Raw genomic sequence first — 24427 nt, forward strand, 5'->3', positions numbered from 1 at the left:
CACTCAAGACGAACGCAACCTCCCCCACGCAAAGGACAGGCCGATGGAAAGCCTGCTTTTACAGGCGACAATCTATCTTTCTGCGATGGTGATCGCTGTGCCCCTGACCGTGCGGTTTGGTCTGGGATCGGTCTTGGGGTATTTGCTTGCTGGCATCGCGATTGGCCCATTGATTGGGTATATCGGCTCGGACACAGATGACCTTCAACATTACGCCGAATTTGGCGTGGTGCTGATGCTGTTTCTGATCGGTTTAGAGCTAGAGCCGCGCAATCTTTGGGATATGCGGCAACGCTTGATTGGTTTGGGCGGGGCGCAGGTTGTTTTGACAACCTTCGCGCTTGCAGGGGTCGCGCTGCTCTTTGGCTTGCAATGGCAATTGGCCTTGGCAACAGGGATGATCTTGGCCCTGTCTTCGACCGCGATTGTGCTACAGACGCTCAGCGAAAAGGGATTGATGAAAACCAACGGCGGCCGCGGCGCGTTTTCTGTGCTTATGACCCAAGATATTGCCGTCATTCCGATGTTGGCGTTCCTTCCCCTTTTGGCCGTGTCGGGCAGTTTAAGTTTTGCGCAAGACGGCTCGATCCAACGCGCCACCGATACGGCGGATCATGGGGCCCATTCCTTCTCACTGGTCGAAGGACTGCCGGGATGGGGGGTGACGCTGGTCACAATTGCCGCCATCGCGCTTGTGATCCTTGCGGGGCATTTCCTATCCCGCCCCCTGTTCCGCTTTATCCACATGGCGCGTTTGCGCGAGGTCTATACCGCGGTGGCCCTCGTGATCGTTGTTGGAATCGCAGCCCTGATGATCTTGGTGGGTCTTTCGCCCGCGCTTGGGGCGTTTATTGCGGGCGTTGTCCTCGCCAATTCCGAATTTCGCCATGAATTAGAGGCCGATATCGCCCCATTCAAAGGCCTGCTCTTGGGGCTATTCTTTATCACAGTGGGCGCAGGTATAAATTTCGGAACGCTATTTTCAGCGCCCCTGACAATCTTGGGTCTGACCTTGGGAATGATGGCCCTCAAAGGCGTGATCCTTCTGGCTATCGGCTTTGCCTTTGGAATGCGGAAAAAAGACCTGTCTCTCTTTACGCTGGGCCTTGCACAAGCGGGCGAGTTTGGCTTTGTTTTGATCTCATTCTCAGTGCAGCAATCGGTGATGACCGATGCGACCGGCCAAATGCTATTGTTGGTTGTGGCGCTGTCCATGCTCCTGACACCTTTGGCCTTCATCCTCTATGATCGGCTTGCCCATCGTTTGGCCGATACAGGCACCGCCCCAGAGGCCGATGAAATCGGGGAAACCGCGCCCATCATCATCGCAGGCGTGGGGCGGTTTGGGCAGGTGGTCAATCGTGTTGTCCAAGGTGCAGGGTTTAAGACGGTGGTGCTCGATGCCGATTTATCGGTCATCCAGCTGATGCGCGGCTTTGGCTTTAAGGCGTTTTTCGGTGACCCGACCCGCCCCGAACTTTTGACCGCGGCAGGGTTAGAAGAGGCCAAGGTTCTTGTCGTTGCGGTCGACAACAAGGAAAGCGCGGTGCGTCTTGTCACCTATGCGCGCCGCATCAGGCCAGATCTCCATATCACCGCACGGGCGCATGATCGGCTGCACGTCTACGAGCTTTATAAGGCAGGTGCAGATCATATCGTGCGCGAGATGTTCGACAGCTCACTGCGGGCCGCGCGCTATGTGCTTGAGGATATGGGCCTGTCTGATTACGAGGCCCATGAAATGGAGGTGGCCTTTTACCGCCATGACCGCCAAAATCTGCGCGATTTGGCGGAACTGTGGAAACCAGGCGTGCCGATTGCCGAGAACCCCGCCTATATGGAACGCGCGCGCGAATTGAACGCGAACCTTGAGGCGGCGCTGCTCAGCGCATTAGACGAAGCCACGCGTGAGAACGCCATGGGGGAAGGCCCGACAGATCGCCGCCGCGCGCGCGGTGATGCCAGCGCACTTTCGGGCAAGCTGTCACGTGGCGGTGCGCGGGATGCCTCTTAACCCGCGCTGACGCCAGCTTCAGCAAAGCTTGCCATGCCTGAGTGGCAGGCAAGCGCCCCTTTAAGAATTTGAATGGCCAAGGCGGCCCCGCTGCCTTCACCAAGACGCAATCCAAGGTTCAGTAAAGGCTGTTTGCCAATCGCGTCCAGCAATTTGCGATGCCCCCCCTCAGCCGAAAGATGGCCTGCCACACAATGATCCAATGCACCCTTTTGGGCCTGCTCCAAACAGGCGGCCGCCGCAGTGCAGATAAATCCATCAAGGATAACAGGGATGCAGTTTGCGCGCGCCGCAGCAATCGCGCCCGCCATGGCAACAATCTCGCGCCCGCCCAAGCATCGCAAAGCCGTCAATGGATCGCTCCGCGCCCCAGGGTTCGCGGCAATCCCCCGCGCCACCACATCCGCCTTGCGCGCAAGGCCCGCATCATCCACACCCGTGCCGCGACCAACCCAATCGCCCCCCGTGCCACCAAACAGCGCACAGGCCATCGCCGCAGCCGCGGTGGTGTTGCCGATCCCCATTTCTCCTACCACCAAAAGATCAGAAGTTGGATCAACAGCCCCCCAGCCTGTTGAGAACGCAGCCAAAAACGCGGCCTCATCCATTGCAGGGCCTTCCGTGAAATCTGCGGTTGGCTGTTCCAGATCAAGCGCATGAACATCCATCTTCGCACCAGCAAGTTTGGACAGTTGATTGATCGCTGCCCCGCCTGCCTCGAAATTAGCAACCATTTGCACTGTGACCTCAGGGGGAAAGGCACTGACACCCTGAGCTGTGATCCCGTGGTTCCCTGCAAAGACAATGACCTGTGGGGCGTCAATTTGCGCGCGCGCATTGCCGCGCCACCCGCAATACCAGATTGCCACCTCCTCAAGCCGCCCCAAAGCAGCAGGCGGCTTGGTCAATTGGCCGTTGCGCAGCTCGGCAGCCTCCAACGCGGTTGCGTCAGGTTTGGGGGCTGCGGCAAGGGCCGCGTGAATGTCGGAAAGGGTCTCAAATTGCATGACGAGCTTTGTCCACTAGATCAAAGGATTGCGTGCTGCCCCCCCTATCCGATAGACAATGGCGGGGACAACAGGAACATCGCAAGAATGACCCATAACTTTCTGCATGGAAACCGACCAAAACTAGGCGATATCGCCGTTGCCTTTGCGCTTTTGAGCCGCCTTTCCCTGCCCTTCAAACCCGATTACACGCGCGGCGCAGAGGCCGCATGGGCCTATCCGCTTGTGGGCGCGGCTATCGGCGCGATTGGGATGGGGCTTGGCGGTGCGGCTTTGGGGCTGGGCCTGCCGCTTAGCGTTGCGGGTATAATCGCGCTTGCCGCCCTTATCCTCAGCACAGGCGCGATGCATGAGGACGGTCTCTCGGATGTGGCTGATGGGTTTTGGGGCGGATGGAGTGTGGAAGATCGCCTGACCATCATGAAAGACAGTCATGTGGGCGTATACGGCGTCATTGCCCTGACCTTATCGCTGCTGCTTCGCGCAAGCCTAATCATCACGGTTTTACCGCAAGCCCCCCTTGCCCTGATTGCCATCGCCGCATTGAGCCGCGCGCCCATGGTCGTGCTGATGCGTTTTTTGCCCAACCCCCGCGCCGCGGGACTGTCGCGCAGCGTGGGAACCCCGTCTAACGTCACCACGGGCGGCGCAGCTATTCTTGCCTGTCTGATAACATTGGGCCTGATCGGGCCGCTTTCGGGCCTCTTGGTGATTGGCGTTGCGGCCTTGGCGGCATTAAGCCTTGGTTTGTTGGCTAAGGCCAAAATCGGCGGGCAAACGGGGGATGTGTTGGGGGCAAGCCAACAGATCACCGAAATTGTTGCCTTAGCGGCAATTGCATCTGTCTTATAACGAAAACGCCGCGCGAAGATCCCTTCACGCGGCGCATCGAATGTTTCAAGAAATGGCTTAGGCCGCGCGGGCGGTCAAAACCTCATCCACGCGCTGCTGCGCGCCGCGCTCATCCATGCCTTGCACGGCGGCCAACTCGCGGGTCAAACGCTCGAGCGCTGCTTCATACAGCTGACGCTCAGAATAGCTTTGCTCGCGCTGGTCATCCGCACGATGCAAATCGCGCACCACTTCGGCAATTGCGATCAAATCGCCAGAATTGATCTTTTGCTCATATTCTTGCGCACGGCGCGACCACATGGCCCGCTTCACCCGCGCCTTACCCTTCAGCGTATCTAGCGCCTTGGACACGACATCGGGGCTCGACAGCGAGCGCATCCCGACCTCAGTGGCCTTTGCGGTTGGCACCCGCAGGGTCATTTTGTCTTTTTCAAACGAGATCACGAACAGCTCCAGATTGATGCCAGCAATCTCTTGCTCTTCAATCGAGATGATCTGACCCACACCATGGGCGGGATAGACCACATAATCATTGGGGCTGAATTCTTGCGATTTACGCGCCTTGCTCATAAGCAGTGTTTCCTTTGCACGGGCCACCCACGGCAATCAGCCGAAAAAACCGCATGCAGAAAAGAGCTGCTTTTCTACATTGGCGATTGTTACGGAATGTGAGGCGATGGCCTAAGCCCGTGAATATGTTGGTTTGGGCAGTGATTCCAAAAAAGTTTGCAACAGCAATGTAACACAAAATTACGCTGATTCAAAGTTGGCGCAGCAGACCTGCGCCCATATCCCTATTTTTTCAGATAAATTTGCGCACAAATAAAGGCCAGCACAAATAGAACACAGGCGAATCGGTGCCAGAATCGCCGCGCCCTTGTTTGCTATTTAGCCACCTTCACCGGGCTTTTCGGAAAAGAGATCCATTTTGCCAGGCTTGCCATCCATCTCCTCTGCCTCGGGCAGTGGGTCTTTCTTGGTGATGATCACAGGCCATGCTTCTGACCATTTGCGGTTAAACTCAACCCACTGCTCCATATCTGGCTCAGTATCGGGCCGGATCGCATCGGCAGGGCATTCAGGCTCGCAGACGCCGCAATCGATACATTCGTCTGGATGGATGACCAACATATTCTCGCCCTCGTAGAAGCAATCCACGGGGCATACCTCAACGCAGTCTGTATATTTGCAGGCAATGCAATTGTCGGTCACGACATAGGTCATAGGGTCATCACTCTTTTCAAAAGATCATGCGGCATGGGTTTACTGCCCTGCCGCCCATCATTCAAGCACCCCTTGGCGCAAAGAAATAGCCTGTCGCCTTTCGCGTTTTGAGGGGCGTCCATGTCCCTCCATCTGGGGCTTTTCTGGAACAGTTTCTTTGATCTCGCTCAAATCGGCATAACAGGCCTGCGCCTCCGAAGCGGGGCCGCGGCGGACGGGCAAGGATATAACCCGCACCACGCGCACCGTCTGGCCTTGCGCGAAGGTCAGAACATCCCCCGCGCCGATGGCAGTTGCGGGTTTGGTAACCCGCGCGCTGTTCACCCGCACCGCCCCCTCCTCAACAATACGGGTGGCGAGGCTGCGGGTTTTGAAGAACCGCGCATGCCACAGCCATTTATCAATCCGCAAGGTCGGGCGGGGTTGGGTCAACCTTTCTCCTTCAGACCCATCAAGGCCTGCGCAAATGGGTTATCGGGATCAATGCGATCTTTTTTCTCAGGCTTGGCGCTGAAACTGCGCGCGGCCTCAGGCTTGCCGCCCTGACCCTTTCCTTTGGGCCCGCGCTGCGGCTTGCCACCTTTGCGCGGAGGCCGTCCTGATCCATCCGTCTCACCCGCACCTTCGCGGCGCGGGTTTGGTTTACGATCCCGCCGTGGTGGCGCCCATTTGAAGTTATAGAAAACTTCCATCTCTGGCGCATCCTCTGGGGCATCGGGTGCGGCAGCATCTGCCACCTGTGGCACTTCGGCGGTTGGCTCAGGCGTAGTTTCGGCGGGTTCCGCATCCGTGGCGGCATCAGGCGCTGCGATCTCTGCGGGGGCATCAACCACCGCCTTAACCTTCACCCGTTCGCCCCTCTCAGCGCGATAGCCAAGACCTGTCATCAAATCCGCGAATTGCTCCAGCGTGAGGCCTGTGATGGACAGCATATCTGCATTGCCCTCGAACCCTGCGCGGCTGTCTTCCTTGCGCAGCATGTCAGCGAGACGTTCAAGCATATCAATACGGATCGCACGCGTACCAGCGGGACGGTAACCTGACATTGTGAAATACCCCTCTGGCGCTTCTGCGTCATTGGGAATTGTCACGAGCCCCGGAGGGGGGCTTTCGGGGAATTGATCCAACTTGCCCGCCAACGCCCATAGAACCAAGCGCAACCGTGTCGGCGCGGGTTTTAGCAAGGCAGGCATGAACACGGTGAACTGACCAAAGCGCACCCCATGTTTGCGCAAGAGCGCGCGTGCCTCTTGATCAAGGGCTTTGACATCTTCTGCGACATCGCTGCGTGGCAAGATGCCCATGGCCTCAGACAGGCGGAAGGCAAAACCGCGCGCAAGCCCCGTGATGCCCTCATCTTTTTGCATCGCCAACATAGGCTCAAACAGGGCCGCAATTTTGCGATCAATAAAATGCTGCAAGCGCCGCTGCACTTTCTGGATAACCTCAGGGCCAGCATCCTCGTCCACAAAGGCCTCAGCCACGGGGCGTGTTGCGTCACTGCCAAGGGTGAGTTTGCCAACTGCTGATTGGCCCCACATCAGCCCACCTTGCTCGGTGAAGTCAAATTCTGTGTCGGGCGCATTATATAGACGATCTGCGCGCAGATGCAGCTCGGGCTTGAGGGCAGCCACGGCGGCTTGGCGCAAAGTTTTCGCCTCATCAGGGGTGGCGGCACTATCTTGGCGGAAGCGGAACCCGTCCAAACGACCAATGAATTGGCCCTCTACGGTGACTTCCCCGTTTTCATTCACTTCGGCCACAAGGCTCTCCTTCTGTTTCAATCGCCGCATCAAAACCGATGTGCGCCGATCGACAAATCTTTGGGTCAGTCGCTCATGGAGCGCATCTGACAAGCGGTCTTCTACCGCACGGGTTTCCTCGCGCCAATACGCGACATCATCCACCCAAGCAGCACGTTGTGCGACAAATGTCCATGTGCGGATATAAGCCAAGCGTTTCGATAATGTGTCAATGTCGCCATCTTGCCGATCAATCCGCTTTACCTGCCGCGCAAGCCAATCATCAGGCACGCGGCCCAATTCATGCAAATATTGAAAGATACCCGCCAAGAGGCTGCTATGCTCAGCGGGGCTAATCCCCCGAAAATCAGGGATACAGCATACATCCCACAAAAGCCGCACATCTTGGGCATCTCTGATCCGATGGGTCACATCGGCCCGTTCCGAAAGCGTCCGCAGCGCGATGACATCATCTGCTGCACGCGCCCGCGTCAGCCATTCATTGTCGGTTTGCGCCTCTAAAGACATCAAAAGACGCGAAATTGATCCAAATGACAGGCGACTGTTGCGCCATTGCAATTTGCGGATGGGGGCAAAACGATGCTCGGTGATGGCTTTAGCCACTTCATCATCTAATGGGCTTGCCTCGCCCGTGACGCCAAATGTGCCTGGCAAAGTATGACGGCCCGCGCGGCCCGCGATCTGACCCAATTCATTCGGCGCCAAATCGCGCATCTTGCGGCCATCAAATTTGCGCAGACCCGAAAAGGCCACGTGCTTGATATCCAGATTAAGCCCCATGCCAATGGCATCCGTAGCCACCAGAAATTCAACATCGCCGTTTTGATACAAATCGACCTGTGCATTGCGCGTGCGCGGGCTAAGCGCACCCATCACAACCGCAGCACCGCCCTTTTGGCGGCGCAAAAGCTCGGCAATGGCATAGACGTTTTCAACCGAAAACCCGACAATGGCCGAGCGCGGCGACATGCGCGACAGTTTCTTTGAACCAGTATAAGTCAGTTCCGAAAAGCGTTCTCGGCTCAGGAATTGCGCCTTCGGCACAAGCGCCGCGATTGCGCCCCGCATCGTATCTGCGCCCAGAAACAACGTCTCATGCAGGCCCCGCGCATGAAGCAAGCGATCGGTAAAGACATGGCCCCGCTCTGGATCAGCACAAAGTTGGATTTCATCCACAGCCAAAAAATCGCATGCGTGATTTGTGGGCATCGCCTCGACTGTGCAGACCCAATATTGCACGCGATCAGGAATGATGCGTTCCTCGCCCGTGATCAGCGCGACCACGGAAGGGCCGCGTATGGCCACAATGCGATCATAGACTTCGCGCGCCAAGAGGCGCAAAGGCAGGCCAATCACGCCAGTGCGATGCGCCAACATCCTCTCGATGGCGTAATGGGTCTTGCCCGTATTGGTGGGGCCTAATACGGCAGCGATCCGCCCTTGGCCCATCAATGTGCCCGTCATGCCGCCCATCTTGCCCGTTTTAGGCAGAGCCCTGCCCGCCTCCTGCCTAGAGGCTGATTCCTTCAAGCTGGCGCTCCAGCCGCTCCACTGCCTGTTCTAGGTCGGGGCGATGCGGATGTATAGCGCGCGCGGCACGAAAAGCGTCCAAAGCATGGGAATAGGCCTCCACCTGCTCCATGATCATGCCCAATCCCGTGAGCGCCCCAAAATGATTGGGGTTCAAGGCCAAAGTGCGCGCGATATCATCAAGGCTTGGGCCATAATCGCCCATTTCATAAAATAAGGTCGCGCGCGCGTTCCAGCCTTCCGCAAATTCAGGCGCATGATCGGTCAAGGCCGTCAAATGGGTCAATGCAGCGGAATAATCCCCCCGTGCCATGGCCTGCCTGCCACGGCGCAGCAATAAATCCATCGCGGGAGAGCCCGAGCGCGACCAAAGGTTTAGGATTTCGGCTTCGACCCGTTCCCAATCGGGCAAAATGGGGCTTTGCAACTCGCTCAACAGCGAGGCGAGCCTTGCATCGGATGCAGCTTCCTCACTGGGTGCAGCAGGGGCAGATTGTGCGAGGGCAGCACCGCAGAGGGCCGTATTTATTGAAAATACCGCGATCAGGATGTTGAAGCTGATCCGAAATAGCCACATCATAGGTGAGAAGTTAGCAGCCAATCACGCGACATCCAGTCCTGATTTTCAAAATCCTTGCGGTGAGGCCGCGTTATGAAAGAGAAATTCCAATGTCCGATTTGATTGCCGCAGCCGTGGATGCAATCGCCAAAAAACTGGTCAAACCTTACGATGGCGCGGCAAAATTCGTGATCGAGGGGGCGGGCTGCGTGATTATCCAAGGCGCAGACGTGCGCCCCAGTGACGAGGCAGAGCCTGCCGATGTGACCATGCGTGCATCATCAGAGGTGTTCCAAGACATCCTCGCAGGGCGATTAAACCCCGCCATGGCATTTATGTCAGGCAAACTTAAACTTGAGGGCGATATGAGTGCCGCCATGCGCCTTGGTGGGGTTCTGGCGTGACACCTCCCCCGTTTTACGGCGCAGATCGGCCCGAGGATATACGTTGGATCACCGCCGCAGACGGCAAACGCCTACGGGCGGGCCATTGGCCGAAGGGGCAAAAGGGAACAATTCTTTTGTTCACGGGGCGCACCGAATTCCTTGAGAAATACACGGATGCGGCCCAAACTTTTGCCGCGCTAGGATGGGGGATGGCCTCGCTTGACTGGCGGGGGCAAGGCCTCTCGGCGCGGCTGCTAGAAGATCCACAAATCGGTCATGTGGGTGATTTTTCTGAATATCAACGCGATGTGGATGCGTTTCTTGACTATTGCGCGCGTTGCGATTTGCCCAAGCCATGGGTCATGTTCGCCCATTCGATGGGGGGCGCTATCGGCCTGCGCGCCCTTCACAACGGGTTCCGCCCCGCGGCTGCGGTGTTCTCAGCGCCAATGTGGGACATTCAACTGAGCCCCGTCTTGCGGATCTTGGCAAAGCTTGCCTATGTCATCGCTAAGCCGATTGGCCTTGCCGCGCGCTATGCGCCTACGCAAGGCCCGCATGAGCCGATGGTGTTTGAAGGCAATCCCCTAACCCATGATCAGGCGCGTCTCGATTGGATGAAGGAACAAGCTAAGGCAGACCCGCTGCTGACCCTTGGGGGGCCATCCATTTCATGGGTCTATCATGCCTTGACCGAGTGTCAGGCCCTTGCCGCACTGCCTGCGCCAAAAGGTGTTCCGACCCTTGGCTTTGTCGGCACGGATGAGCGCGTGGTCTCGCGCGAGAGAATTGCAGAGATCATGGCGACATGGCCTGATGGTCAGTTTCTTGAAATTGAAGGCGCCGCGCATGAGGTGTTGATGGAAACAGATCCCCTGCGCGATCAAGCCTTGCGCGCCATAGCCCAGATTTTGGGGCGCGTTGCCCCTTAGGGGCGATGCGGGGCAATCTGCCCTTGGGATAGCACCACCACCCGATCCATGCGCGCAGCCAAGGCGTGGTTATGGGTGGCCACAAGCGCGGCCATGTTAGAGGCGCGCACGAGATCAAGCAGCATATCAAACACCATATCCGCCGTATCAGGATCAAGATTGCCCGTTGGCTCATCCGCCAAAAGCATCCGTGGCGCATTGGCCAAAGCACGGCAAATTGCCACGCGCTGCTGCTCACCTCCAGACATTTGGGCGGGGCGATGCTGCGCCCTTTGCGAGAGGTCAACACGATCAAGCAAGGCGGCGGCCCGTGCCCGTGCGGCCCCCTCACCATGGCCAAGGGCCAATTGTGGCAGCACGATATTCTCTAGCGCGCTGAATTCAGGCAAGAGATGGTGAAACTGATACACAAACCCCAGATCACGGCACCGTGCAGCACTGCGCGCCGCATCAGTCGCGCGCGCCATGGCCTGACCGCAGAGATCAACCTGCCCCGCGTCAGGCGTATCAAGCAGGCCCGCGATATGCAAAAGCGTGGATTTACCAGCGCCTGACGGCGCAATGAGCCCAACAATCTCGCCTGCATGAATGCGCAGATCCGCACCCGACAAAACACGCGTCTCATTGGGGCGACCAAGGTTATAGGACTTTTCCACCCCCTCAAGGCGCAGCACAGGCTGATCATTCATAACGCAGTGCCTCCACAGGGTTCATTCGCGCCGCACGGCGCGCAGGGAAAATCGTCACCAAAAATGACAACCCAAGCGACAGGGACATGGCGGAAAGAATATCGCCCATCTCCAATCGGGCAGGCAATTGCGACAGATATCGAACCGAAGGATCCCAGACCCCGCCCCCTGCCATCCAATTCACGGCAGCAAAAATGGGGTCAATATAAATCGCGAAGGCCGAGCCAAGGGCCACGCCACACAGCGTTCCCGCCACCCCTACAGAGGCCCCGCAAATGAAGAAGACGCGCAAAATCGCCCCTTGCGTGAGGCCAACTGTTCGCAAAATCCCAATATCGCGCCCCTTGTTTTTAACCAACATGATAAGGCCCGAAACAATATTGAGCGTGGCAATCATCACAAGGATCGACAAGATGATGAACATCACATTGTCCTCCATTTGCAACGCTTGCAAAAAGGCGCCAGAACTGTCTTCCCAAGTCCACGCTGTGGCCATGGGCCCCGCTGCGCCGAGCACACGGGTCACGGCCGCATTTGCTTGTTCGGGGTCGTCCAGCATCACATCGATGCGATCAACCAGACCTTCGCGGTTAAAATAGGGCTGCGCTTGGTCAAGTGGCATATAGACCCGCACGCGGTCGATATCGAAACGGCCCACTTGGAAAATATAGACCACTTCAGCATTCACAATTCGCGGGCTTGTGCCAAAAGCGGTGCGCGCGCCATCGGGCGAAATCAGGCGGATTTTATCTCCAACCACCACCCCCAATTCCCGCGCCACGCCCGAGCCGATAGCGACACCTTGATCAAATTGATCCAGATTGCCCCATGCGCGTTCAGGGTCCGCGACAAGGGGCAGACTACGCAAATCTGCGCCTGTGATCCCCACAACCTCAACGCCTGCATTTCGGCCAAAAGCGGCGGCCATGACCTGCCCCGTGACCACCGGGGCCACATGGGCCACGCCATCTAGCGTTGCAATTGCCGAAGCAATATCCGTGTAATCTGAAATCTCACGGCTCATCGCGCCTGTTGCACTGTAATTGGGCGCACCATAGACTGAAATATGTGGGTTCGCGCCCAAAATCGTGCCAACAAATTCATGTCGAAACCCCGCCCGCACCGAGAGGGTCGCAATCAACGCCGCCACGGCCAAAGCGATGCCAAGAAAGCTGATCCATGTCATCGCGGACACGCCCCCCTCAGCACGGCGGGCGCGCAGGTAGCGCAAGGCGATCATAAATTCAAACCGCGCAAACGGGCGCGGGGAACGCGGTGCAGGGTTGGCGGTGGCAGCGGTGGTCATGACCACTCCTTCGCAGAGCTTCCTTGCCCTGATTTAGGGCTTCTTAAGGCGCTCTACAACTTGGCTCGCGTTTTCGTCAGGCGGAAACACGGGATAGATCACATCTTCGATCACCCCATCGCGACAGATCAGGGTCAGGCGTTTCAACAACACCTCCCCCGCAACCTCAAAACTGGGCAACCGCAGCGCATCGCGCAGAGCAAGCCCCTGATCCGATAGCATCGCATAGGGCAGATGCAGACGCAGAACCGCCTCAGCCTGATAGGCGCTGTCTTGGGTTGAAAGGCCAAAAAGATGATCGACCCCAAGCGCGCGCAAATCTGCGTAAAGATCACGAAACGCGCAAGATTGGGGGGTGCAGCCCCGCGCACCGGGTATGTCATTCCACCCGTCTGGCAGCGCGACATCAGGTCGTCCCGTGCGCGGATAGGCAAAGACCACGCTCCGCCCCCGAAGCGCCGCCAGAGAGACAACCGCCCCATCGGTGGCAGGCAAAGATACATCAGGCAAGGTCATACCGCGCAAGTGATCTGCCGCACCATCATCAACAGGCGCAGGGATGGTTGACCAATCAATCTCAAGCCCGTGCTTGGCAGATGCAGACATGGCTGCGCTCCTCAGTTCTGGATATGCCCGAAATGCGGGGCGTAAATCTCGACCAAGCGTGCAATCGCATCTTCTGGCTTCATCTCAACGCTTTCGCCCGTGCGCCGCGAGGTCAATTCAACCACGCCATTGGCAAGGCCACGCGGGCCAACAGTGATACGCCATGGCAGGCCGATCAAGTCCATCGTGGCGAATTTGCCCCCTGCCCGCTCGGCGCGATCATCATAAAGCGGCTCAAGACCCTTGGCACTGAGCGCCTTGTAAATCTCGTCACAGGCTGCATCTGCGGCAGCATCACCCTGCTTGAGATTGACAATCCCGCAATGGAACGGGGTCACGCCTTCGGGCCAGATGATGCCATTATCATCGTGGTTGGCTTCAATGATCGCACCCAAAAGACGGCTCACCCCGATGCCATGGCTGCCCATATGGACGGGCACACGATTGCCATCACGATCTGAGACAACAGCCCCCATTGCCTCTGAATATTTTGTGCCAAAATAGAAAATCTGGCCCACCTCAATCCCGCGCGCCACGCGCTGACGCGCTTCGGGCACTTGCGCGAAAATCTCGGCATCATGTGTTTCATCTGTGCGCGCATAGCGGCTTGTGAATTCCTCCAGCACGCTTTGGCACTGGTCGACATTGTCGTAATCAATATCCCGATCACCAAAACGCAGATCCGTGATTTCGCTGTCATAGAATACCTCAGACTCGCCCGTCTCGGCCAGAACAAGGAATTCATGGGTGTAATCGCCGCCAATAGGGCCACCATCTGCGCGCATCGGAATGGCTTGCAGACCCATACGCTCATAGCTGCGCAGGTAACTGACCAGATGGCGGTTATAGGCGTGCAGCGCATCCTCTTTGGTCAGGTCGAAATTATACCCGTCCTTCATCAAGAATTCGCGGCCCCGCATGACACCGAAACGCGGGCGGATTTCATCGCGGAATTTCCACTGGATATGATAGAGCGTCAGCGGCAAATCCTTGTAACTGCCGACATGGGCGCGGAAGATATCAGTGATCAATTCCTCATTGGTCGGGCCATAGAGCATATCGCGACCATGGCGGTCTGTGATGCGCAGCATTTCTTGGCCGTAATCATCATAGCGTCCGCTCTCGCGCCAAAGATCGGCAGATTGCAAGGTGGGCATCAGCATTGGAATATGGCCTGCGCGCACCTGCTCTTCATGCACGATCGTCTCGATCCGCTTGAGAACCTTATATCCTAAAGGAAGCCAGCTATAGATCCCCGCGCTGGCCTGTTTGATCATGCCTGCACGCAGCATCAAGCGGTGGCTTGCAATCTGCGCTTCGGAGGGCGTTTCTTTCAGGACGGGCAGGAAATAGCGGGTCAGGCGCATAGCGATCCTCATGGATTATGGTGATGCGCCCTCTCAATCAGGCGCAATACGTTTGACAAAACCGCTTAGGCCATCATCCGCGATGCGGCAAGGGGCCTGTGGCCAAGATGCTAATCTGTGCTGTTGGAAAAAAGCTGCACCACCACAATGCCGCCCACGATCATGCCAATCCCAATGATGCCCGCAAGGTCAAGTTTTTGCCCATAAACCCACAGGCCCACCAGTGCGATTGCGGCAATCCCTGCCCCTGACCAAATCGCATAGGCCACGGCCAAATCAAAAACCCGCAAGGCCTGTGAAAGCATGACAAAGGCCAAGCCGTAACTGATCACAACCACCACAGATGGCAAAACCCGTGTGAACCCATCAGAAGCCTTGAGCGCGCTCGTTCCCGCTACTTCTGCGCATATCGCGATAGTAAGATAGATCCAATGCATGGGTTAAGCTGCCTTCTACCCCAGAGCGGGTTAATCAAAGAAGGGCATCGGATCGATGGCTTCGAACCCGCGCCGCACCTCAAAATGCAAGAAGGACGGCGAACCTGGCCCAACCTCGGCAATGGTTTGACCGCGGCTGACACGATCCCCGCGCGAGACGGTGATGTCGCGGATATTGGCGTAAACGGTCAGCAACCCATCGGCATGGCGCAAAACCAAGATCGGCACTTGATCTGTATCTTGGGTAATCGCCGCCACTTCGCCAGCCTCAGCTGCGCGCACGGGCGTGCCAACCGCCGAGGCGATATCAACCCCCTCATTGCTGGCCGAGAAGGCACGGATGATATTGCCCGATACGGGGCGCAACAAAGCCCCCCCTGCATCTGCCACTGCGGGCGCGGCTGCCTGCGGCTGTGCAGCAGGTGCAGGTGCGGGTGCGCTGCTTGGGGTCGCGGGGCGCGGCGCAGGCGCAGTGCTGCTTGCAGGTGCCGCCGCGCTTTGTTGTGCGGGCAGCGTTTCGCTAGTGATGGGGGCTGGCAAAGCTTGGCTTGCAGAAGGCGGCGGGGGTGGGGTCGAGGCACCTGGCACCGCCCCATCGGCAATATTGCCTGTGGCGGTTTCAAGGGCCAATGGGATGATGAGATATTGCCCCTCGCGCACCTCCAGATCGGGGCCAAGCCCATTCCAATCCGACAAGGCGCGCACAGACACGTTGTAAAGGCGCGCAATGGAATAGGCCGTTTCCCCGCGTGTCACGCGGTGGCGCACAGGCTCTTGACCAGATTGCACGGCGGGCGATTGCGGGCTGCGTGTCTCAGCCGCATCAATGGCCGAGCTTGCAATCTGTGTGATGTCACGCCCCGCACCGCCACTGCCCACACGCGCATCGCGCGGCAAGGCCAAAATCTCGTTCGGGCGCAGCGGATCATCCGCAGTGCGGCCATTGAACCGCGCCAAGCTGTCCGCATCAATACCGATGCGCGATGCCACGCTGCGCACTGTGTCACCCGACCGCGCGACAGCAAGCTGATAATTGGGATAGGTGATTAGCCCTTGCGCATCAGGCTCAGGCCGTGGGGCTGTGGCGCTGACATCCGTGTTGGAAATTGCATTTCCACGGAAATCAAAATCTAAATCGCTGACCGCACCAACGCAGCCCGACAACAGCGCAGCGCTCAGCCCGAAGGCGAGAATATTGGTCACAGGCAAGTGGCGCGCCACCGAAAATTTGCGTTTCATCATCTGCTCTTTCAGCTTCTGGCCGCTCAGCCAGAGGGAGGGCATCGGTTTCACCGCTGCACGTTCTTTACGCTCAACTATATATCAAAGATGTGGGTCGTTTCTACCCTTTGTCCCGCGTTATTGCGCGCTTTATGCCTCGGCCAATCCTTCGACAAGCGGAACAAAGCGCACAGGCATCAATTCTTCGTAGTCAAACCCGTCCTCATGGCGCACAACCTTGATCAGGCTTTGCACCTGATCGGACTGCCCCACAGGGAGCACCATGATGCCGCCCACCTTCAACTGCGCCAATAAGGGTGTCGGCGGGTCCTCGGCCGCGGCTGTGACGAGGATACGATCAAACGGGGCTTGTTCCTCCATCCCGAAACACCCGTCCCCGGTCACAACAGTGACATTGGGAATACCGAGCGCCGTGATCACCTCTTGCGCGGCACGGGTCAGGTTGCGATGTCGGTCAATCGTATAGACACGGCGCGCCAGATGCGACAGCACCGCAGCCTGATATCCAGACCCTGTGCCAATTTCCAAAACCTTATCGCGTTCGCTCACCTCAAGGGCTTGGGTCATCAACCCCACCACGGAGGGTTGCGAGATGGTCTGACCCGAGGCAATCGGCAAGGGCATATCTTCATAGGCCCGATCCGCGAAATGGCCGCGCACAAACATGCCGCGGTCGACTTTTTCCATAGCCGCCAAAACACGCGCATTGCTGATCCCCTTGGAGCGCAAGGTGAACAGAAACTGCATTTTGCGTTCGGCCAGATCGCTCATATTGGATCACTCAAGGCGGGATTTCAGATCTGACAGCGCATCATGGGCGGTCAAATCTGCGCGCATTGGCGTGATTGAGATATAACCTGCCAAATTGGCATGGGCATCCGTATCGGGCTGGGTCGGCACATCTTGCGCGCCGCCCTTGATCCACAAAAAGCGGCGCTGGTTGGGGGCGATCATAGCCTCGACTTTAAAGCTTGTTTCGCGGCGGAAGCCCTGCGCAACAACGCGGCGCCCTTTCACATCTGCTGCGGCAACGGGTGGGAAATTCACGTTATAAAACAGCCGATAATCATTTTGATCCCAATGCGCCTGCTGCCACAACGCGCGCAAAAGATCTGCGCCATGCGCCTCGGCAGCCTCAAACGGGTTTTCAAGATGGGCATTTTGCGGCCCGAAATATTGCGACAATGCGATGGCAGGCAAGCCCTGCAAGGCCGCCTCCATCGCACCGCCAATCGTGCCAGAGTAGAGCACGTTCTCAGCAGAATTATTGCCGCGATTGATGCCAGACAAAACCAAATCTGGCGGGCTGTCTTGCAGCACATCGTAAAGCCCTGCCAAAACGCAATCCGCAGGCGTGCCTTCAGCGGCAAATTTTTTCGGGCCAAGTTCAGCGATCATCGTAGGATGCACATAGGAGATACAATGCGCCACACCTGACTGTTCAAAGGCAGGGGCAACCGTCCAAACTTCGCCATCAGGGCCTGCGAGATCAGTTGCGATTTTGTAAAGGCTGGCCAGGCCCGGCGCATTGATGCCATCGTCATTGGTAATCAGAATTCGCATCAATCGCACTCCTTCACGGCTATCGTTCTGTGAGTGTTGTTAGCGAAGGGGGCGGCGCACGACAAGGGCAGAGCTGCGCTGTGGGGATCGTCTAACTGATCCGAAGCGCATGATTGCGCCGCGCCGTGTAGATCGCCGAAGCGGCGGCGCCAATAGCGCAAGCGAGCATCAAATAAATCAGCGGATAGGCCTGATCCGATTGAGACAGAATGACGCCCGAAAGCGCGGAAAGACTGGCCCCACCCGCCAACATAATCGAGCCACCAAGCCCCGAAGCCGTGCCCGCCAGATCAGGTCGGATGGACATCATCCCAGATGTTGCATTCGGCAGCACCATCCCATTTCCAAGGCCCACAAAGGTCATTGAGCCAAAAAAGACCAGTGCGGTCTTATAGCCTAAGAAAAACATACCCAAGCCCGTGCTGAGACCTGCAACGGTGATCAGTGCGCCCCATAGGATCATGCGGTCAACGCCCACGCGCACTGAGAAGCGCCCCGATATAAAATTACCAAAGAAATAACCCAAAGCGGGCGCGCCAAAAAACAGGCCAAGCAATGCAGGCTCTAGACCGAAGATGCGCGCGCCCACCAAAGGAGCACCGCCCAAATAGGCAAAAAAGGCGCCCGAGGCCAAAGTGCTTGATAGGCTGTAGCCCCAAAAGCGGCGCGAAAGCAGCAAAGTGGGATATTGCGCGAATTGATCCCGCAAGCGCCCCTCCCCCTTGCGCGCGGTCTCGCCCAAATCAGCCCATGCCAAGAGCAAGATCACGAGGCCTGCGCCGAATAAGAGCCAGAAATTGGCCTTCCATCCGAAGGCTTGCCCCAAAGCGCCGCCGATGACAGGGCCAACCATTGGAACAATCGCCATACCCATGGTGACATACCCAATCATCGAGGCCGCTTGATCCCGAGGGTAAAGGTCACGCACTACAGCACGTCCCAACACCAAACCCACAACAACGCTGGCTTGTATCATACGAAACACCAGAAAGGTGATGACATCTGGCGCCCAAAGGCAGCCCAAACTGGCCAAGCAATAGATCGCCACCCCAACAAGCATCACAGGTCTGCGGCCATAGCGATCAGAGAGCGGGCCAACCAACAGCTGCAAGGCCGCGTTCACCCCCAAATAAAGCGCCACAGAAAGCTGAACCACACCGTATTCTGCCCCGAAATACTCGGCCATCTGCGGCAAAGACGGCAGAAATACATTCATCGACAACGCGCCCAAGCCCGTGAGCACGATCAATGTGAAAATGGATGGGGCCGTGCTGCGGTCTAAGAACCGCTGCGGAGGGATGTGAGACATAGCCCATCGCTAAGCCTGTTTGACTAAACTGTCTAGTTCAAAATCTACACATGGCGGCAATGCCTCTGATATTTGCAGATTTGCAAAATTATTAAAAGCAAAGCGAAGTAATTTGCAAATATGCCAGAGAAGACTCGCCCGACCCCATCAGATTGCGTAAGGTCAATGGAATTGTGAGACCGCTCCATGACGCGGCACGAAGGAGGATCGCCTGATGAAGGATATTTTGCAACAGCTTGAGGACCGCCGCGCGGAGGCGCGTTTGGGGGGCGGGCAAAAGCGCATTGATGCCCAGCACAGCAAAGGCAAGCTGACCGCACGCGAACGGATCGAACTGTTGCTCGATGAAGGCTCCTTCGAAGAATATGATATGTTCATCACCCATCGCTGCACCGATTTTGGCATGGCCGAAAGCAAGCCACGCGGCGATGGGGTGATCACAGGATGGGGCACCATCAATGGCCGCTTGGTCTATGTGTTTAGCCAAGACTTCACCGTGCTTGGTGGTTCCGTATCAGAAACCCACGCGCAGAAAATCTGCAAAATTATGGATATGGCCATGCAAAATGGCGCGCCTGTGATTGGCATGAACGACTCGGGCGGTGCGCGCATCCAAGAAGGCGTTGCCTCCTTGGCCGCCTATGGCGAGATTTTTCAGCGCAATATTGAGGCCTCAGGCGTTGTTCCGCAGATCAGCTTGATCATGGGGCCCTGTGCGGGCGGTGCGGTCTATAGCCCCGCGATGACTGATTTTATCTTCATGGTCAAAGACAGCTCTTACATGTTCGTCACAGGGCCAGATGTTGTGAAAACCGTGACCAACGAGGTCGTCACAGCCGAAGAATTGGGTGGCGCCTCGACACATACCAAGAAAAGCTCAGTCGCGGATGCCGCCTTTGAAGATGACGTTCAGGCTATCTCAGAAGTGCGCCGATTGATTGATTTCCTTCCGCTATCCAACCGCGAAAAACCCCCAGTCCGCCCTTTCTACGATACGCCCAATCGGATTGAGGAGAGCCTTGATACGCTCGTCCCCGACAACCCCAACACGCCCTACGATATGAAAGAGCTGATCGAAAAGGTCGCGGATGAGGGCGATTTTTACGAGATCCAAGAAAATTTCGCGAAAAACATTATCACGGGCTTTATCCGCCTTGAGGGGCAGACCGTGGGTGTCGTTGCCAATCAGCCGATGGTTCTGGCGGGTGTTCTTGATATCGACTCGAGCCGCAAAGCCGCCCGCTTCGTACGTTTTTGCGACTGCTTCGAGATCCCGATCCTGACCTTCGTGGATGTTCCAGGCTTCCTGCCAGGCACGAAGCAGGAATATGACGGGGTGATCAAGCACGGCGCAAAGCTGCTCTTTGCTTATGGCGAGGCGACCGTGCCAAAAGTCACTGTCATCACCCGCAAAGCCTATGGCGGGGCCTATGTGGTTATGGCCTCCAAACATCTGCGCGCCGATGTCAATTACGCGTGGCCCACCTCAGAGGTGGCCGTTATGGGCGCGAAAGGTGCCACCGAGATCCTCTATCGTTCCGAATTGGGCGATGCCGCAAAAATCGCGCAGCGCACCAAAGATTATGAGGATCGGTTCGCCAATCCTTTCGTGGCCGCAGAGCGTGGCTTCATTGACGAGGTGATCCAACCGCAATCCACCCGCAAGCGCGTTTGCAAAGCTTTTGCCATGCTTCGCAGCAAAAAGCGCAGCATGCCATGGAAGAAGCACGACAATATCCCGCTCTAGGACAGAACGACCCATCATGGGCATGAAAATCATGTTTAATTTATATTGGGAATTTCCTTTGACTGCGTATATGATGCGCGCAAGCCATGAGTTCATGGCCAAAGCGTTGCGCGAATTCGGAAGCGAATTTGCGCCTATAACAAAGTTGAGGAGAGCAAGATGTCAGCGAGCATCAAAATTATTCTGGTTGCGGCAGGTTTGGCCAGCCTTGCAGGCTGTGCGCAACGCGCGCCTGTGCAAGACGAAGTCATCTATGTCGAGCCTGCACCAATCATGCCAGAGCCTGTTTACAACAAATACCGCTGAACCGCGTTATAATCGGTTTGGGTTCACGATGGCCGCTCCTTACGAGGTGCGGCCATGATCAAGCATCGCGGTTTCCCCTCGCGCCTTCCAGGCACCGATTATCACTTCACCATCCGCCGTGAAAGCCGTGAAGGGGCCACCCCCCTTAAGCGCCGCGAGCGTTTTGCGGATCGCAAAGCCGCAGATCGCCGCGCAGATGCAGCTTTCATGGAGGCGTTGTGGCTCTATTTCGGCGAGGCCCCTTTCGAGCGGGGAAATCTCGATGCAGGTCGCCTGTCATGGCTCTTTGGGCGCGAAATTATCGCCGCCGAAGACCCGTTTGATCCAGAAAGCTATGATGCGCTTTTGCGGATTGATGTGGCCCGCGCGCAGGCCGCCTTCCCTGAAGCCTTTGATGGATCAGGCGTTTGGGAGGGGGGATCGGCATGAATCTGCCCATCTTCGACAGATTTCAGCGAATTGCCGCCGATGCCAAATCTGCGCCCGCTTCCCCGCTTGAAGCACGGCAGCCGCCTGCCCATATGATTGATCACGCAACGGATTTTACCTCCTATTCTAGCCGCTGCAGCGGGGCCCATACGGCCCCAAGATGTTCCATCTATTCCCCTTCGAAAGGGTCGGTGCGCCCCGCGCATCGACCCTCTAGGATTGCATGGATAAAACATGTATTATTTTCGCATAGAGGCAGTCATCGGACAGGAGATCCAATATGCAAAAAACACTCAAACTCTTCGGCATCGTTCTTGTGGGCGCAATGCTTTCGGCTTGCGTCTCCTCAGATATTGAGCGCGCGGGCGTTGGCGCCGCTGCGGGGGCTGGTGCAGCTGTTATCTTGGATGGCGACATTGCCACAGGCGCCATTGTCGGCGCAGCAGGCGGTGCGCTTTGTGACGATGTGGGGCTGTGCCGCCGCTAACCCAGCGCAATACGTAAAAATTCAAATCGCCGCGTGTGGGGAAGCGCCCCGCACGCGGCTTTTTGTTTGAGACAGACGGCCAGCTTGGCCCAAAAGGAAGGAACGTGAACCCATGTTCAAAAAAATTCTGATTGCCAACCGTGGCGAAATCGCCTGTCGCGTCATCAAAACCGCGCGCAAAATGGGCATCGCCACTGTGGCGATCTATTCCGATGCGGATCGCAACGCGCTGCATGTGCAAATGGCAGATGAGGCGGTGCATATCGGCCCCGCCCCCGCCAATGAAAGTTATATCGTCATCGATAAGGTGATGGCAGCCATCAAGGCAACGGGTGCCGAGGCCGTGCATCCCGGCTATGGGTTCTTGTCCGAAAATAAGAAATTCGCCGAAGCCCTTGAGGCTGCAGGCGTGGCCTTTATCGGGCCACCTGCAGGCGCGATTGAGGCCATGGGGGATAAGATCACCTCAAAGAAACTCGCCAAAGAGGCAGGAGTCTCAACTGTTCCGGGCTATATGGGGCTGATTGAAGATGCTGAAGAAGCTGTGAAAATCAGCAATGAGATCGGCTATCCCGTGATGATCAAGGCCTCCGCAGGCGGCGGCGGCAAGGGGATGCGCATTGCATGGAATGATGACGAGGCACGCGAAGGGTTCCAATCCTCCAAGAATGAAGCGGCCAATTCCTTTGGGGATGACCGCATCTTTATCGAGAAATTCGTAACCCAGCCGCGCCATATCGAAATTCAGGTTCTCGCCGATGGTCACGGCAATTGCGTCTATTTAGGCGAGCGCGAATGTTCAATCCAACGCCGCAACCAAAAAGTGATCGAAGAAGCCCCCTCGCCCTTCTTGGATGAGGCCACCCGCAAATCCATGGGCGAGCAGGCCGTGGCCTTGGCCCAAGCAGTGAATTACACCAGCGCAGGCACAGTTGAATTTATTGTCGATGGCAATCGCAATTTCTACTTCCTTGAAATGAACACCCGTTTGCAGGTGGAGCATCCTGTGACCGAGTTGATCACGGGCGTTGATCTGGTCGAGCAGATGATCCGTGTCGCCTATGGCGAGAAACTGCCTTTCTCGCAAAAGGATGTGACGCTGACAGGTTGGGCCATGGAAAGCCGCCTCTATGCAGAAGACCCGTATCGGAACTTCTTGCCTTCAATCGGCCGCCTGTCCCGCTATCGCCCCCCTGTCGAAGTGGCTGCGGGGCCGCTGTTGGAAAGTGGCAAATGGCAGGGCGATGCCCCCAAGGGCGATACGGCGACACGCAACGATACGGGCGTCTACGAAGGCGGCGAAATCAGCATGTATTACGACCCGATGATCGCCAAGCTGTGCACTTGGGCCCCAACGCGGGCAGAGTCCATCGAGGCCATGCGCCACGCCCTAGACGGATTCGAGTTGGAGGGGATTGGCCACAACCTGCCCTTCCTCTCTGCCGTAATGGATCATCCGAAATTCGTGTCAGGTGATATGACCACGGCCTTTATCGCCGAGGAATATCCCGAAGGCTTCGAAGGCGTGACCTTGCCTGAGGATCAAATGCGCCGTGTCGTGGCCGCCGCAACCGCAATGTATCGCGTCAGCGAAATCCGCCGCACCCGCGTGTCGGGTCGGATGGACAATCACGAGCGTGTGGTTGGCAATCACTGGGTTGCGCGCATGGGTGAAACAGAATGGTCTGTGACCATTACGGCAGATCATGACGGGGCCACAATTCGCTTTGATGATGGTCAAGACATACGAGTGACATCGGATTGGCGGCCTGGAACGATGTTGGCAAAACTGACTGTTGATGGCAGCCCATTGACTGTGAAAGTGTCAAAAATTCCGCAGGGCTTCCGCGTGCGCACGCGCGGCGCGGATTTCAAACTGTTCATTCGCAGCCCGCGCCAAGCCGAGCTTGCGCGCCTGATGCCTGAAAAGCTGCCCCCAGATACTTCGCGCCTTCTGCTTTGCCCAATGCCAGGATTGATGGTGAAACTCAGCGTTGAGGAAGGCCAAGAAGTGCAAGAGGGTCAGGCCCTTTGCACAGTTGAGGCCATGAAGATGGAAAACATCCTCCGCGCTGAGCGCAAGGGTGTTGTGGCCAAGATCAACGCCGCAGCAGGCGACAGCCTTGCGGTCGATGATGTGATAATGGAGTTCGTATAAATGACCCTTGCCGCCCAAAGCCTAGCGGTTGCGCAACTCGTCCTGACGCAGGGCGAAATTGTCAATCGCGCGGGTCAGTTCGCGCACATCGCGCGGGCTGGGGCGGCGCAGGCCGACACGGCCATCTTTCTGCAAAATCACGACTGCAAAACCACGCGGGCGCAAGGTGCTGCGAATGTCACTTTGGCCATCGGGGTCAGTGTCGATGATCACGACAACATCGCGCTCCAACAACGGGGCGGGGCGCGCCGCAAGCCGCGCCATTTGTTCCGCAAACCGCGGATCGGCCTCGGTGTCGGCGAAAACAATCAGCGGTCGCGCCGTCCACAGATAGTCATCCAGACTGACATCTTCGGCCCGCAAAATCGGCAACTCCCCCCCCTCATCGGCCCATGCGCCATTGGGGGCGAGTGCCATCCAGACTGTAATCACAAAGGAAAGAACCCGTTTCATCACGCCTCCTGCTGATGAAAGACATATAGGGCCTAAGCCACGAAACCAAAGGCCGAAGCTA

General features: G+C 57.2%; 25 protein-coding genes. 9 read left to right on the forward strand and 16 right to left on the reverse strand.

What is annotated here, in order from left to right; all coding sequences use genetic code 11:
• Positions 1–43: 43 nt before the first annotated feature.
• Positions 44–2014 carry a cation:proton antiporter gene (locus I3V23_05695; protein ID QPI86453.1) on the forward strand — a complete coding sequence of 657 codons (1971 nt, stop codon included), beginning with the start codon at positions 44–46 and terminating at the stop codon, positions 2012–2014.
• Here I3V23_05695 and cobT read toward each other — a convergent pair.
• Complete coding sequence (cobT, locus tag I3V23_05700; GenBank protein ID QPI86454.1) at positions 2011–3021, reverse strand: nicotinate-nucleotide--dimethylbenzimidazole phosphoribosyltransferase; 1011 nt, start codon at positions 3019–3021, stop codon at positions 2011–2013. The two genes, I3V23_05695 and cobT, sit on opposite strands and share 4 nt — an antisense overlap.
• An 87-nt stretch (positions 3022–3108) precedes the next feature.
• Here cobT and I3V23_05705 point away from each other — a divergent pair, with 87 nt between their 5' ends.
• Positions 3109–3873 (forward strand): adenosylcobinamide-GDP ribazoletransferase, encoded by a 765-nt coding sequence (locus tag I3V23_05705; GenBank protein QPI86455.1) that lies wholly within the window; start codon positions 3109–3111, stop codon positions 3871–3873.
• A 57-nt stretch (positions 3874–3930) separates the two neighbouring features.
• Here the strand turns inward: I3V23_05705 and I3V23_05710 are convergent, their stop codons facing one another.
• From I3V23_05710 to I3V23_05730, 5 genes are all read right to left on the reverse strand, one after another.
• Positions 3931–4443, reverse strand: a complete 513-nt coding sequence (locus I3V23_05710) for a CarD family transcriptional regulator (protein ID QPI86456.1) — start codon at positions 4441–4443, stop codon at positions 3931–3933.
• A 318-nt stretch (positions 4444–4761) separates the two neighbouring features.
• Positions 4762–5097, reverse strand: coding sequence for a ferredoxin family protein (locus I3V23_05715; GenBank protein ID QPI86457.1), 336 nt, complete (start codon positions 5095–5097; stop codon positions 4762–4764).
• 57 nt (positions 5098–5154) lie between these two features.
• Complete coding sequence (locus I3V23_05720) at positions 5155–5529, reverse strand: RNA-binding S4 domain-containing protein (protein ID QPI86458.1); 375 nt, start codon at positions 5527–5529, stop codon at positions 5155–5157.
• Positions 5526–8324: a disulfide oxidoreductase gene (locus tag I3V23_05725; protein ID QPI86459.1), complete on the reverse strand. Its 2799-nt coding sequence runs from the start codon at positions 8322–8324 to the stop codon at positions 5526–5528. The genes I3V23_05720 and I3V23_05725 overlap by 4 nt, the downstream gene beginning before the upstream one ends.
• A gap of 46 nt (positions 8325–8370) precedes the next feature.
• The gene (locus tag I3V23_05730) at positions 8371–8829 is read right to left on the reverse strand and encodes a tetratricopeptide repeat protein (GenBank protein QPI86709.1); all 459 of its coding nucleotides are present in this window, start codon (positions 8827–8829) and stop codon (positions 8371–8373) included.
• A 230-nt stretch (positions 8830–9059) separates the two neighbouring features.
• Here I3V23_05730 and I3V23_05735 point away from each other — a divergent pair, with 230 nt between their 5' ends.
• Entirely contained in the window at positions 9060–9353 is a 294-nt protein-coding gene (locus tag I3V23_05735; protein QPI86460.1) for an SCP2 sterol-binding domain-containing protein, read from the forward strand.
• Positions 9350–10267, forward strand: a complete 918-nt coding sequence (locus I3V23_05740; GenBank protein QPI86461.1) for an alpha/beta hydrolase — start codon at positions 9350–9352, stop codon at positions 10265–10267. Before I3V23_05735 ends, I3V23_05740 begins: the two co-directional genes overlap by 4 nt.
• Here I3V23_05740 and I3V23_05745 read toward each other — a convergent pair.
• The 9 genes from I3V23_05745 to I3V23_05785 form a co-directional block, all read right to left on the reverse strand.
• Positions 10264–10956, reverse strand: coding sequence for an ABC transporter ATP-binding protein (locus tag I3V23_05745; protein ID QPI86462.1), 693 nt, complete (start codon positions 10954–10956; stop codon positions 10264–10266). The two genes, I3V23_05740 and I3V23_05745, sit on opposite strands and share 4 nt — an antisense overlap.
• Positions 10949–12262 carry a lipoprotein-releasing ABC transporter permease subunit gene (locus I3V23_05750; GenBank protein QPI86463.1) on the reverse strand — a complete coding sequence of 438 codons (1314 nt, stop codon included), beginning with the start codon at positions 12260–12262 and terminating at the stop codon, positions 10949–10951. Before I3V23_05750 ends, I3V23_05745 begins: the two co-directional genes overlap by 8 nt.
• A gap of 33 nt (positions 12263–12295) precedes the next feature.
• Complete coding sequence (locus I3V23_05755) at positions 12296–12868, reverse strand: peroxiredoxin (protein ID QPI86464.1); 573 nt, start codon at positions 12866–12868, stop codon at positions 12296–12298.
• Positions 12869–12879: 11 nt separating this feature from the next.
• Positions 12880–14235, reverse strand: a complete 1356-nt coding sequence (locus I3V23_05760) for a proline--tRNA ligase (protein ID QPI86465.1) — start codon at positions 14233–14235, stop codon at positions 12880–12882.
• 110 nt (positions 14236–14345) lie between these two features.
• Positions 14346–14672: a multidrug efflux SMR transporter gene (locus I3V23_05765; GenBank protein ID QPI86466.1), complete on the reverse strand. Its 327-nt coding sequence runs from the start codon at positions 14670–14672 to the stop codon at positions 14346–14348.
• 30 nt (positions 14673–14702) lie between these two features.
• A complete protein-coding gene (locus I3V23_05770) occupies positions 14703–15911 on the reverse strand; it encodes a peptidoglycan DD-metalloendopeptidase family protein (protein ID QPI86467.1) in 1209 nt (402 codons plus the stop codon).
• A gap of 132 nt (positions 15912–16043) precedes the next feature.
• Complete coding sequence (locus I3V23_05775) at positions 16044–16685, reverse strand: protein-L-isoaspartate(D-aspartate) O-methyltransferase (GenBank protein ID QPI86468.1); 642 nt, start codon at positions 16683–16685, stop codon at positions 16044–16046.
• 6 nt (positions 16686–16691) lie between these two features.
• The gene (gene surE, locus I3V23_05780) at positions 16692–17477 is read right to left on the reverse strand and encodes a 5'/3'-nucleotidase SurE (protein ID QPI86469.1); all 786 of its coding nucleotides are present in this window, start codon (positions 17475–17477) and stop codon (positions 16692–16694) included.
• 91 nt (positions 17478–17568) lie between these two features.
• Positions 17569–18786, reverse strand: coding sequence for a multidrug effflux MFS transporter (locus tag I3V23_05785; GenBank protein ID QPI86470.1), 1218 nt, complete (start codon positions 18784–18786; stop codon positions 17569–17571).
• Between the two features lie 214 nt (positions 18787–19000).
• Between I3V23_05785 and I3V23_05790 the strand changes: the two genes are divergently transcribed.
• The 5 genes from I3V23_05790 to I3V23_05810 all read left to right on the forward strand — a co-directional run bounded on the left by I3V23_05790 (position 19001) and on the right by I3V23_05810 (position 23913).
• Positions 19001–20533: an acyl-CoA carboxylase subunit beta gene (locus I3V23_05790; GenBank protein ID QPI86471.1), complete on the forward strand. Its 1533-nt coding sequence runs from the start codon at positions 19001–19003 to the stop codon at positions 20531–20533.
• Between the two features lie 159 nt (positions 20534–20692).
• On the forward strand, positions 20693–20839 hold the full coding sequence (locus I3V23_05795) for a hypothetical protein (protein QPI86472.1): 147 nt from the start codon (positions 20693–20695) through the stop codon (positions 20837–20839).
• A gap of 54 nt (positions 20840–20893) precedes the next feature.
• Complete coding sequence (locus I3V23_05800) at positions 20894–21268, forward strand: hypothetical protein (GenBank protein QPI86473.1); 375 nt, start codon at positions 20894–20896, stop codon at positions 21266–21268.
• 280 nt (positions 21269–21548) lie between these two features.
• Positions 21549–21755 carry a hypothetical protein gene (locus tag I3V23_05805; GenBank protein QPI86474.1) on the forward strand — a complete coding sequence of 69 codons (207 nt, stop codon included), beginning with the start codon at positions 21549–21551 and terminating at the stop codon, positions 21753–21755.
• A 112-nt stretch (positions 21756–21867) separates the two neighbouring features.
• Complete coding sequence (locus tag I3V23_05810; GenBank protein QPI86475.1) at positions 21868–23913, forward strand: acetyl/propionyl/methylcrotonyl-CoA carboxylase subunit alpha; 2046 nt, start codon at positions 21868–21870, stop codon at positions 23911–23913.
• Positions 23914–23934: 21 nt separating this feature from the next.
• On the opposite strand, the gene I3V23_05815 is transcribed toward I3V23_05810, so the two are convergent.
• Positions 23935–24366, reverse strand: coding sequence for a DUF4174 domain-containing protein (locus I3V23_05815; protein ID QPI86476.1), 432 nt, complete (start codon positions 24364–24366; stop codon positions 23935–23937).
• Positions 24367–24427: the final 61 nt, after the last annotated feature.

It is taken from the genome of Rhodobacterales bacterium HKCCA1288, assembly GCA_015693905.1.
GTDB lineage: Bacteria > Pseudomonadota > Alphaproteobacteria > Rhodobacterales > Rhodobacteraceae > M30B80.